At 37.6% G+C, this 12,470-nt stretch carries 8 protein-coding genes and 3 pseudogenes; 1 reads left to right on the top strand and 10 read right to left on the bottom strand.

What is annotated here, in order from left to right; all coding sequences use genetic code 11:
- Positions 1-20: 20 nt before the first annotated feature.
- From ytaF to asnB, 10 genes and pseudogenes are all read right to left on the bottom strand, one after another.
- Positions 21-701: a sporulation membrane protein YtaF gene (gene ytaF / locus KPL75_RS19890; protein WP_219921139.1), complete on the bottom strand. Its 681-nt coding sequence runs from the start codon at positions 699-701 to the stop codon at positions 21-23.
- A 56-nt stretch (positions 702-757) separates the two neighbouring features.
- Complete coding sequence (locus tag KPL75_RS19885) at positions 758-991, bottom strand: hypothetical protein (protein ID WP_219917459.1); 234 nt, start codon at positions 989-991, stop codon at positions 758-760.
- Entirely contained in the window at positions 981-1,283 is a 303-nt protein-coding gene (locus KPL75_RS19880; RefSeq protein WP_002087012.1) for a hypothetical protein, read from the bottom strand. Before KPL75_RS19880 ends, KPL75_RS19885 begins: the two co-directional genes overlap by 11 nt.
- A gap of 13 nt (positions 1,284-1,296) precedes the next feature.
- Positions 1,297-5,886: a cation-translocating P-type ATPase gene (locus KPL75_RS19875; RefSeq protein ID WP_219917458.1), complete on the bottom strand. Its 4,590-nt coding sequence runs from the start codon at positions 5,884-5,886 to the stop codon at positions 1,297-1,299.
- 56 nt (positions 5,887-5,942) lie between these two features.
- A complete protein-coding gene (locus KPL75_RS19870; protein WP_128282138.1) occupies positions 5,943-6,293 on the bottom strand; it encodes a YtxH domain-containing protein in 351 nt (116 codons plus the stop codon).
- 805 nt (positions 6,294-7,098) lie between these two features.
- A pseudogene (locus tag KPL75_RS27705) lies at positions 7,099-7,405 on the bottom strand (hypothetical protein).
- 119 nt (positions 7,406-7,524) lie between these two features.
- On the bottom strand, positions 7,525-8,991 hold the full coding sequence (katB, locus tag KPL75_RS19860; protein WP_219917457.1) for a catalase KatB: 1,467 nt from the start codon (positions 8,989-8,991) through the stop codon (positions 7,525-7,527).
- Between the two features lie 59 nt (positions 8,992-9,050).
- A pseudogene (locus KPL75_RS19855) lies at positions 9,051-9,224 on the bottom strand (ferrochelatase); the annotation flags it as partial.
- Between the two features lie 165 nt (positions 9,225-9,389).
- Positions 9,390-9,586 (bottom strand): annotated as a pseudogene (locus KPL75_RS19850) (ferrochelatase); the annotation flags it as partial.
- A 187-nt stretch (positions 9,587-9,773) separates the two neighbouring features.
- The gene (asnB, locus tag KPL75_RS19845) at positions 9,774-11,621 is read right to left on the bottom strand and encodes an asparagine synthase (glutamine-hydrolyzing) (RefSeq protein ID WP_219917456.1); all 1,848 of its coding nucleotides are present in this window, start codon (positions 11,619-11,621) and stop codon (positions 9,774-9,776) included.
- A gap of 243 nt (positions 11,622-11,864) precedes the next feature.
- Here asnB and KPL75_RS19840 point away from each other — a divergent pair, with 243 nt between their 5' ends.
- Positions 11,865-12,419 (top strand): DUF2777 domain-containing protein, encoded by a 555-nt coding sequence (locus tag KPL75_RS19840; protein WP_219917455.1) that lies wholly within the window; start codon positions 11,865-11,867, stop codon positions 12,417-12,419.
- The last annotated feature ends 51 nt before the right edge of the window (positions 12,420-12,470 follow it).

The following is a 12,470-nucleotide window of genomic DNA, read 5'->3' as shown; positions in this document are numbered from 1 at the left end:
TTTCACTCACCTTCTATGAATTAATCAAAAAATGCAGCAAACGCAATAACTAATAATAATGTTCCACTAATCAATGTACCAAACTGACCTAAAGTGAATTTACCGATGCGAACGTGAGCTATCTTTCTACCTAATGCAACTCCGCCCCATACTGTAATAAAACTACCCACTGCAGCTGCAATACAAATAGCAATTGGATTCAAACCGAATAAACCCGCTCCTAATCCATTTGTGAGCGCATTAGCAGACAAACCAATTCCAAGAAAAATAGATTCTGTAAAACCGATTTCCCCAGATTTACCGATATTTTTCGTCAAGCCATTTATTTCTGTGTCCGCCGCTTCGCCTTCAGTCTCTTGCACCGAAACCTTCCGAGGCATTGCTAGTAAAATGATTCGGAGGCCGATTATAACTAATAAGAACGAACCGATTACAACTGGCATAATCCCAGGTAAAATTTTTGACAGCCATAAGCCAAAATATATTCCTACTACACTAAATAAAAAGCAAATTACCGAAATAATAAAATTTGATAGATGACTAATTTTTATATTTCGAATGCCGTAAGAAATCCCTACCCCTAAGTTGTCAATACTTGATGAAAATGTTAGTGCTAATACCATCATCCATGCTGCCATTTCGTTCACCCCTTCGTATTGTTGAACGTTCCGGAAACTAACGTGACATACATAGCATGGAATATGAATAAGGGAGATACAAGCTCCCTATATTCCTTCCACTTAATCCCCTTCCTCCCTTAAAAGCGAGGAAGAGTGAACCATTTCATTATATTCATACGATTTGCTTTTCCTTTTTCACGAACAGAGCGAAAGATTTCACCAGTGAAAGATCCCATTTTCGTAGCAACCTCTTTTTGCATCGCTTTATTTTCTGATGCCGCTTTTACACTTAAATCTAATGCCTGCTCAAAATGCTCTAACGCTTTTTCCAAATGATAATCTGCATCTTTTTCTACAGCTTTATGCATCATGCTTAATCTCCTCCTCTTCATCTTGCGCTTGTTCAGCTGCCGCTTCTATAATTTCTTGTTCATCAGTAGTGTCATCTTCCACATAAGAAAGTTCTTTTTCAAATTGCTTTTGCATCCTATCCATTTTCGCTTCCACAATAATATCTTCTACTTCTTCTTTAATTGTTTCAAAAGTAGACTTCACACCTCTTGCTCCCGATTCAACAAGCGGACGAAGTGTATTTCTTACGACAGGTAATAAAGCGGCACTTGCTAACGCTAAAGTAGATCCAATAACAACTTTTCGTATCATTTTCATTGCTCCTTTACACTGTTTTTAATAATGCAGATTCAGAAACTACCGGTTTTACTAGATTATTATTCTTATATGAAACTAAATTAATAATAGGTTTCGAGATTTGAGATACTGTACCCGCTACGAGAAGAACAGGTATCCATTGCGTCAGTGTTAACGGAACGGTATGGAATATACGAGCTAACGGCGGTACATATATAGCTGATAACAATACGAGCCAAGATGTTCCTAACGCTGCAATAAAGAAACGGTCTTTTGACCAATCACGCATCGTTTCTTCCGATCCCTCTTGTCTCCAGGAGAAAGTTTGGATGAGCTGTCCGGCAACTAAAGCCGCAAATGCTGATGTTTGCGCTACTGGAAGTGGCACTCCAACTGCTAAACTAATACCAAATACAGCGAGCGAGCCTATCCCAAGCAATACTCCTCTTGTCACAACTTTTTTGTACAAATCTTTATCAACAATATCTTGGCGTTTCGTTTGCTTCGTTTTGTTTCCAGGGTTTACAGCTAAAATCATCGCTGGTAAAGCATCGGTAATAAGATTCATTAATAAAATTTGAATTGGCACTAATGGAATCGGCATTCCTGCAATAACAGCAGCACTAGTCACTAACACTTCCGCTAAATTCCCCGTTAATAAACAACCAACTGCTTTACGAATATTTCCGATGATCGTTCTACCTTCTTTGACCCCTTCAACAATTGAACCGAAATGATCCTTCTTCAAAATCAAATCAGCTGCTTCTTTCGTAACTTCTGTTCCGGTTTGCCCCATCGCAATACCGATATTCGCCTTTTTTATAGCCGGTGTATCATTTACACCATCTCCAGTCATCGCGACGATTTGACCATCAGCTTGGAATGCAGTTACAATTCGTAATTTGTGAGCCGGGGTCACACGCGCAAAAACAGATGTACTTTTTACAACTTCTTTTAATTCCTCATCTGCCATGTTATCAATTTCTAATCCCGTTAAAACACGATCTTCACGGTTCCAAATTCCAGTTTGTTTCGCAATCGAAATCGCAGTAGTCGGATGATCTCCCGTAATCATTACTGGCTTCACACCTAACTCAATCGCTTCACGAATACTCTCTTCCACTTCAGGTTTTGGCGGATCAATCATACCGACTAATCCAACAAAAGTAAGATCATCACTTTCGCCATTGCTGTATGCGAAACCTAATACTCTTAATGCCTGTTTTGCAAACTCTTCATTTTGTTGTAAAATAACTTCTTTTTGCTTATCACATAACGGATATATTTGACCGTTATCTTGATACCATTTACAACGAGTAAGAATTGCCTCTACAGAACCTTTCGAGAACTTATATAACTCTTCAGCATTACTCTCTTTACAAACAACACTCATAATTTTCGTCTCTGAATCAAAGGGTTCTTCATGATGACGTTCAAATGACGCCATATCTTCATGTAATGCACCCGCTTTAGAAGCCAAACTTAATAAAGCTCCCTCAGTCGGATCACCTTTCACAATCCATAGGTCATCTTCCTGCTCTAATTTACTATTGTTACAAAGGACACCAATTTGAAGAATACGAGATAAATCCGGATTTTCTAGTGGCATACTTTCCGTTTCATAATAAGTAACCTCTTCTATATCCGTATCTACAGCAGCAGCAACTTTAGATGAAGTTACATCAGCAATCGCCCCTACTGGTTCATATCCATCACCCGTTACACTCCATAAACGATTCGGCGTAGCAATTACTTTAACCGTCATTTCATTTTTCGTAAGAGTTCCCGTTTTATCAGAACAAATTACCGTCGTTCTACCGAGCGTTTCTAAACTCGAAAGCTTCCGAACGAGTGCATTTTGCTTTTGCATACGGAATATACCCGCACTTAAAGCAATTGTGATCATAATTGGCAACCCTTCTGGAACAGCAGAGGCAGTAAGAGCAACCGACGTCGTGATCATTTGCGTAATTGGCAGTCCCCTTAGTATCCCCGCCATAAGTACAAGACCACCAGCTACAAATGCTCCTTTAATAAATGTTTTACTAATAGATGTCACCTTTTGCTGCAATGGCGTAGGCTCTGTTTCCTCCCCTTTCATTAAGGAAATCATATAGCCCATCTCTGTACACATACCTGTTTCTACTACAATTGCTACCGCTTTACCACGTGTTACAGACGTCCCCATAAAGAGCATATTATTTCGTTCTGCTAACGAGCATTCTTCTGGCATAGCGTCCGCTTTCTTTTCAACTGGAAGTGACTCTCCCGTTAACATCGCTTCATTAATTTCTAAGTTCCAAGAGTTAACAACGCGAAGATCAGCAGGTACACGGTCTCCCGCTTCCAGGCAGACAATATCTCCTGGAACGAGTTCGCTACTTGATATTTCTATTTCTGCTTCTTCTCGTATTACTTTACAAACAGGAGCTCGGAATTGATTTAAAGCCTCAACTACCTTTTCCGCCTTCCGCTCTTGAAGCGTCCCAATTATTGCATTTACAACGAGAATTGTCCCCATCGCTACTCCATCAAACCAACCACCAGATATAACAGATAATCCGGCTGCTCCGAGTAAAATAAGCGATGTAAATTCTTTAAATTGACCCATAAACGATACAATCCAAGGAACTGACGGTTTCGGTTCAATTTGGTTCATTCCGTATTCTTCTTTTCGTATATTTACTTGTGTATCACTTAATCCATATTGCTTCTCAACTTGTAATCTATTCATCACTTTTTCTTGATTAAATGTATACCACGGAATTTGATCTTGTTTAGCAGAAATCACTTTTGGCTGAGAAGAATCCATTTTCGACAATTCTCCATAGGAAAATATCTTCTCACTCATTCTTCTCGCCCTAGATAAGAACGTTAACGATAAAGCATTTGCAAATAAGGCGATTACAGGTGCTGTGAATATAGACCAAACTGCTAACATCTCTCCCACCACATTCCACACTTTCGCTGCGCGGAAATGCTCATTCACCAACTTATTGATTCGGTTTGCATACGCTGTAGATTGTGGGATATTTTTTATTTCTTCAAACGGTATAGATGGAAAATCATTATTATGATCCGATGCAAATAATACCTCTTCTCCACTTGAGCGAAGCAATTTCACCCGTTTGGCAGCATCCCCCTGCTTCCAGCTATCATCCACGCCATAATGAGAAAGAATGTTACGATTTACATGTAAACTATTTTGCAAAACGCCTATACTCCACTTATTTTCATGTAATCCATTCACTACTTCTTTGAATTCAGGAATAATAGTAACCTTCGCTCCAACTAATAGACCGAGGCATTTTTTATTTTTAGCGACGAACTGCACTTGAAAACCTTCTTTTTCAAGTCTCTTCACTTCCAGCTCATACGCACTTATATCTACACCATTTCGCTCGGCAAAATCTTTACTTCCGAAAAAGGAAGTTATCCCTTGGATTTCACCTTTTATCCCTTCATTCTCTATTTGAACTTCAAACGCTCTTCTTAACGTTCTTCCAGTTTGCGCCGCCCATTGCATGACTTCTTCTTTCCATACATGCTCACTTTTCTCAATAAGAGAAGCGGCTGTGCACCAAACTTGCCCTTCATTTTCATCTTGTGAAATACAACTCATCCCCTCTGCTGAGGACTGGAATATACGAGATGTATCATCCAATACTATCGTTTTTGTTCGAGACAATTGTGATAACGACCCACCACTTGGAATGACATATCCTCTTTCTCTTGCAACGAGGTCACCTTGTCGCCACGCATATTCTGCCGACGAGACAGCTGGTTTCGGATTAGCCGCTAATAAAACTGCCATTCCGCGTAAAGGATTTCTAGTGAAAGCCCAAGTTGCTCCCCCAAAAATCATTCCCCATTTTGATTGTTTTTCACTATACGCTTTAATCTCTGGAGAAAGGAGATTTTCTTTATACGCTTCATTTTCTTCGTTTATGTTTGCTTGACTACGCTTCCAGTTTAAGTAGTTTAATAGACTAAGACCGGCAAGCACGACAATATTCTCCCGTGCGAGCGCAAGTGCAAGTGTTCCTACACCAAGCACAAGATCAGAATTCACCTTTTTGCTAGCAACCATTTTTTTGAATCCTCGCTTCAGGAACGGATAACCCGTCACAACAGATAAAGCTCCAGATACATAAAAAAGGCCAGGACTTCTAGCTAAGGCAGATCTACCCATAAATAATTGTTTTATGCCGAAAGCACCTAACCCAACAACCGAAAGCGCTAACGGTAACGGCACACCTTCATCCTTTTTGCTATGAACAGTGTCATTATTACGAGAAACTACACTAGATGAATAATCTATTAATTCCTCCTTTTCTTCACTGCTATTTGTACTAGTTTTCTTTCGCTTGGTCACTTGTTCTTCTATAAGTTGAATTATTTTGCAAATGTTATGTAGAGAGGTCTTGTTGATATCGTAAGTAATAAGGGCTCTTCCTGTAGAAATTGAGGGACTTACTTGATAAATACCTTCTGCTTGACTAAATCGGTCTAATATCAAGTTCGCCATGTTCTTGTTGTGTTTTAACTTATAAATTTCAATTCGAATTCTTCCAGGTAACGATCGTATAAATCTTGTTTTTAATGATTTACTTTGCATCCCCATCCTCCTTATCGTCTTGAAGGAAGTAAAAAGCTGTATTACTCATGGAGTGATTAAGGAGTGACAGGCAGATTTTCATAATCTATATTTTGCTCAGAATGATACGCATTTACACGAGAAACCCATTTTTCCTGGAATTTAGAAATTGTATTTGGAACAGCTTCGACCGCTCCTATAATTGGTGATACTGTTTTTACTGCTACTTTACGTGCCGCTTCTTTCACTTTTGGCAAAGCCTCTTCCATTTCCGAACCCGCACTTTGAATTTGTTCTTTCGCACCAAGAAAGGCTGATACTGTTTTTACTGCAAGCTTTCGCAATCCCTTTCTCGCTTTTGGTGATGCCAATATAACCGCCGCTACCCCAACCGCTATACCGATTGGAGATTTCATAAATCGAAACATATTCATTTCTCCTCACTTAAATTTATTTCGAATCTTCGAATGAAACAACTCATAAACAATTAAGTAACCTTGTAAATCATTTAACCACATCCTTATTTTGTAAAAAGTATATAAAGAGTATATATTTTTGTTTGTATTATTTCAACAATTTATTAGTTTTTTGTAAATTTTATGTTAATTCAGAAAACCACTTTGTAAATACTCCTATTTCTATGTAATGGTATAAGGAATATATTCCATATTCTTTTCTTACTCAATTGTTGAGGTTTTGTTGAGAATTCATTTTGTATTTTTACAAATTACAAACTAGGACATGCACTTTTACGAAACAATTTTTATATACTATAAAAAACGCTATAAGGAGTGATTTTCATGAGCTTATCCTACTGGAAATACGCTATACTCAATCACATTACTACAAATTTCCGTACCTTCTTATTCAATATCACTGTCGCTATTTTAGGTGAAATCGCACTCTTTCTTGTCCTAAGTTTTATTCCAAAAAGATTTCATAAATTTTTTGCATAAAAAAGCCTGAGTTCCTATTGATGTAGAACTCAGGCCACTTAGTTTTATTAAATAAAAGGTGATTATTACATTTATCGTTTTTGCTATATATCGAAATTGATACATATAATTTATTCGCATTTGCGCTCGTGTATACCCCATCTAATATTATAGAAAATATATCAACGATTTTTTAATATATCGATCGTTTCCTTCTATTATATCGACTTTTCGACACAACACATCGATTTATCTGCACAATTCGACGTAACTCAAACGAGAAATACATCTGCATAACTTATGAATCACCGTACTTACTTTTATTCAGGCTTAATATAATAAGAAACGCAATCGCTATTACAGCTAAAAAGCGAACTGGATTAAACGGTGTTCCTACAGTTTCATTAAACCGATGATAAATAAAAGGTATCATCTCAAGTACCATTAACCCCCACCGCAATTTGAAACGTCTCAGCCATCGCTTTATTTTTTATAAAAGTAGCGCGCTCATCACCTTGTTTCCCGATCGTTATAAACATCTTCACAATAGTAAACACTATAAATAAAAAGACAATTAAAGCAATAATAAAAATCGAAACATTCATAAAATACACCTCTTATATGTAAAACTAATTTGACAAGAGTATAACATTTTTTATACATCATCTAAAACATATTTTACACAAAAAGACGACCAGAATTTCTTCCAGTCGTCTTTTCCTATTTACTTCGGAGCATTCCCTACATATTGCGAAATATCTACATTTAACGCCCCAGCTAAACGCATTCCGTAGTCATGATCTGCACGGAAGAAGTTGCAAATAGCTAGTAATTTTGTGCGTTCATTTACATCTCTTAAGTCATTTGTTAAGTTCGTAATTAAGTTGTCTTGCTCTTCTTTAGAGAATGAACGGTAACGCTCACCTGCTTGTTTGAAATCATTTGGTTTGTCGATTTTTTCACGAGATACATAACCTTCTACTTTCATAGTTGAATCGCGGTAAGTTGGATCTTCAACCGGATTTTCTGTATGACGGCTCGGTTCATAGTTTACTGTAGATGGGTTTTGATTTACTTGCATCGCACCATCACGTTGTTGGTTACGAACAGCTGCGTATGGGCAGTTTACAGGAATCTGTAAGTAGTTAGCACCAAGGCGGTAACGCTGTGTATCTGGGTAAGAGAATAAGCGCCCTTGTAATAATTTATCTTCAGATGCTTCAATACCATTTATAGTTGCACTTGGAGTAAACGCCACTTGCTCTACTTCCGCAAAGAAGTTTTTCGGGTTGCGATTTAACGTCATTGTCCCTACTTCTATTAATGGGAAACGATCTTCTGGCCATACTTTCGTCGGATCTAATGGATCGAAATCTAAAGAATCCGTTTCATCTAGTTGCATTACTTGTACGTGTAAATCCCATTTCGGATGGTTTCCTTTTTCGATTGCATCGAATAAGTCACGAGTTGCATGATTGAAGTCTTTACCTTGTACTTGCTCTACTTCTTTCGCACTTAAGTTACGCACACCTTGCTGTGGTTTCCAGTGGTATTTAATGTAAACAATTTTACCTTCTGCATTAATCCATTTAAATGAATGTACGCCGAAACCTTCCATTTCACGGTAGTTTGCCGGTGTACCATAATCAGAAAATACCCATGTCATCATATGTGTAGATTCTGGAGTTAACGTCATGAAATCCCAGTAACGATCTGGCGTTTGAACATTTGTATCAGGTGCTGGCTTTAAAGAATGCACCATGTCAGGGAATTTAATTGCATCACGAATGAAGAAAACAGGTAAATGGTTACCTACGATATCGTAGTTTCCTTCTTCTGTATAAAATTTAACAGCGAACCCGCGCGGGTCACGAGCTGTTTCCGGAGAACCTTGACCATGAATAACCGTTGAAAAACGAACGAATACAGGTGTTTCAGTTCCTTCATTTTGTAAAAACGCTGCTTTCGTATATTGCTTCATGCTGTTTTTCGTTACGAATACACCGTGAGCACCTGCACCACGTGCATGCACAACACGCTCTGGGATACGTTCACGATCAAAGTGTGCAAGTTTTTCTACTAAATGATAGTCTTCTAATAATACCGGTCCACGGCGACCAGCTGTACGCGAATTTTGGTTATCTCCAACTGGAGCACCTTGGTTTGTTGTTAAGCGATTATTTGGATTCATTAAGGGGGATCCTCCTCTTTCTTTCGTAGTAATTATTATTTATTTAAAATTATTATAAACTAATTATTATTCAAAACTAAATTCTTGTCAACTATTCCCTTCATTTTTTTGGAAACAATTTCAGCTAAGCAATCAATAAATGCAGATTGTGCATTCGGCATATTTGGTCTAAAATATTGGGCATTTAATTCATCATTTACAACTTTCCATTCATAATCGTTGTCATATAAAGTGAAACTTTAATCAGTGGGGGTTGTTCATCCCCCACTGATTATTAGCCCTCACCAATCGGGCATTTACGGGCAGCAGGGCTTCCACCTAACTTCTTTGCTCCAGCTGAATTTTGAGGTGACAGTTTTACTGCCCGCAAATAGCGGGATAAAACTTCTAAATGGGGCAATATGTTTTAAACCTAAGTAACAAACAAATTCATACTCTGTAAACATTTTATTCATTGAATCTGTTAATTTATGCGCCTGCTCTTTCGTTATTTTTGCAAGCGGTGAAATTCCACTAATCGCTTTATACCGTCCGATTAAATCTTGGAGCACTTCTTCAGACAGCTTACACCGTGATGAATGTGAGTATGCATCATCTATATAACAATTTTCGAAATGAGAATCTTTTTCAATAATATTTGTTTCCAATTATAACAATCAATAATAAATACGTCAAAATAATAATTCTAAATAAATATTATCTCTAATATAATTTTTAATTTTATATGACAATTCATTTAATAAAAAAGCGACTTACATATATGTTGCAAGCCGCCCTTTTCCCTATTCTTTAATATTTACCCCATACTCTTTAAACCACACATGAATTTGTGCTAAATGAGCTAAAAGTTGCGGCCCCGTCATTAATTGCCCGAACCAAGGCGATTGAAATGCACTTCCGCCTGATTGGATCAACCCGTTCAATTGCTCTTTATCGAACAATTCATGCAAAATTGAGCCTTTATCCGTTAATAAATCTTGGAGCCATACTGTGACTGCTTTCGTATAGTGCGGATTATGTGTTTTCGGATACGGACTTTTCTTTCTATACAATATATCATTTGGAAGTAATCCTTCTAACGCCTTACGCAATAGACCTTTTTCGCGGTTTTTATACATTTTCATTTCCCAAGGAATATTCCACGCATATTCGACAAGTCGGTGGTCCGCAAATGGAACGCGTACTTCTAAGCTTGCCCCCATACTCATACGGTCTTTTCTGTCTAATAATGTTGTCATAAACCATACCATGTTTAAATAAAATAACTGCCTCCTCTTCGCTTCTAGCGCACTTTCCCCTTCTAAAATCGGCACTTCTTGAATGGATTCTTCATAGCGTTGTTGCACATATTGTTGTAAATTTAATTTATTTCTCCATTCTTTCTTTAGCAGTTGTTCACGTGCTTCTGTAGATCGCATCCATGGAAATGCACTTGATTGTAAATCATCTTCTCTATAAAACCACGGATAACCACCGAATATTTCATCTGCACATTCTCCAGATAATCCGACGACAAAATCTTGTTTTATTTCACGGCAAAACCATAATAATGACGAATCAATATCTGCCATACCAGGCAAATCACGAACGAGTACTGCTTCTGTTAAATACTGTGCTAGTTGTTCATTAGAAATGACGCAGCGATGGTGGATTGTTTGAAATGTCTCTGTCATTAAATTAATAAATGGAGCATCTGAATTCGGCTGAAACGCATTCGCTTTAAAATATTTTTCGTTATCTTCATAGTCAACAGAATACGTGTGTAATTGCCCTTTTCCTGATTTTTCATACTCTTTCGCAGCTATTGCTGTTATAGCACTTGAATCTACACCGCCTGATAAAAAAGTGCATAGTGGTACGTCAGAAACTAATTGTCTCGTAATCGCATCTTGTAATAAAAACCGAGTTTTCTCTACTGTTTCTTCAAATGAATCTTCATGTTTTTTACTTTCCACATTCCAATATCTCCATATACATAAACCGTCTTTTGAGAACGTCATTGCATGACCCGGGCGCAGTTCTTGAATACCAGCATATATACCGTGCCCAGGAGTTCTAGATGGTCCGAGGCCGAATATTTCTGACAAACCTTCCAACGATACTTCCGCCTTCACATCTGGATGCGCCAGTATCGCTTTTAACTCTGAACCAAATAATAATCGTCCGCTATCATATTTATAAAATAGCGGCTTCACACCTAATCGATCTCTGGCAATAAAGACTCGTTCATTTTTCTCATCCCATACTGCAAACGCATATATACCGTTTAAATGATCGACACATTCTTCTTTCCATTCGATATAAGAGGCCAATAGTACTTCTGTATCGGAATGCCCTTTAAATGTATAACCTCTTCTTAATAACTCTTTGCGAATATCTTCTGTATTGTAAAGCTCTCCGTTATAGCAAATCGCGTAACTAGTTTCATCTTTCAAACAGGTCATGGGTTGTTTACCACCTTCAGGATCTACAACGATTAACCGTTTATGCCCAAATGCAACGTTCCCTTTAATCCAAACTTTATTATCATCCGGACCGCGTTTCGCTAGCGTTTCCGCCATCTTCGTCACGATGTCCCTTTCCCCTTCTAATGAGCGCTTATAATCCACCCATCCTGTAATCCCGCACATAAGAATCATCCTTCCTAATCTAATATCTGTTTCTGAACGTGCAGTAATCCCCACCCTATGAGTGCGGATACATAAAAACAACAAACTTGACGATAACTAACTATCCATATACGGAATAGCAGTTTCACAGTGTAAAACGTGTTTTATTGTATGCCCATCTCTCTTTAGGTGTGTCTAGGTTATAAAGAACGTACGAACTGTCCATAACAAGAATAACTACTTCTATAAAAGGAGAAATGAACTATGGTACAACGCAAACATATTTTGTATAATCAACCGCGTGCTCATTCAATCGGTAATGTGGAATATATAAACAACGAATGGATATTCTTTGATGATGAAAATGATGAGGCTTTTCTATTAGAAGATATTGCCGAAGATGGTTTTGAAATTTTATATAACAACAATTGGCTACCAGCACGTTTTTATGAACAAAACATATTGCAAATTGCAGATGAACAACATTCTCTCCAAAACGGGGAAATGATACGAATTCGAAAAAAATTACTTCTTAGCTATAATGAATGGCTTGAGGAGTTACCTGACTCTGTCTTTACATTATTAACCGAATCATTGCAATCGCTTAATTACTCTTTATACGATTGCATGTATTGTCATAATTATTTATCATTCTTACCGAAAGATGAAGCATGCGAAGGAGTAAATATTCTTTTGTTCGATAACGAAGAAATGATTTGTACATTGCAGCATCATTTCGTACGCCACTCTTCCTCTAATAAAAATATTTTACGATTTACGAAAGTAAACGGAGAAGAGTTGCATCTCGATGCAACGTAAAATAAAAACCACCTTATCTCTCAAATATTTGAGACTATAAGGTGGTTTTAT

This window comes from Bacillus sp. NP247, assembly GCF_018966865.1.
Taxonomy (GTDB): Bacteria; Bacillota; Bacilli; order Bacillales; family Bacillaceae_G; genus Bacillus_A.
This window is presented reverse-complemented; position numbering and strand designations above follow the sequence as displayed.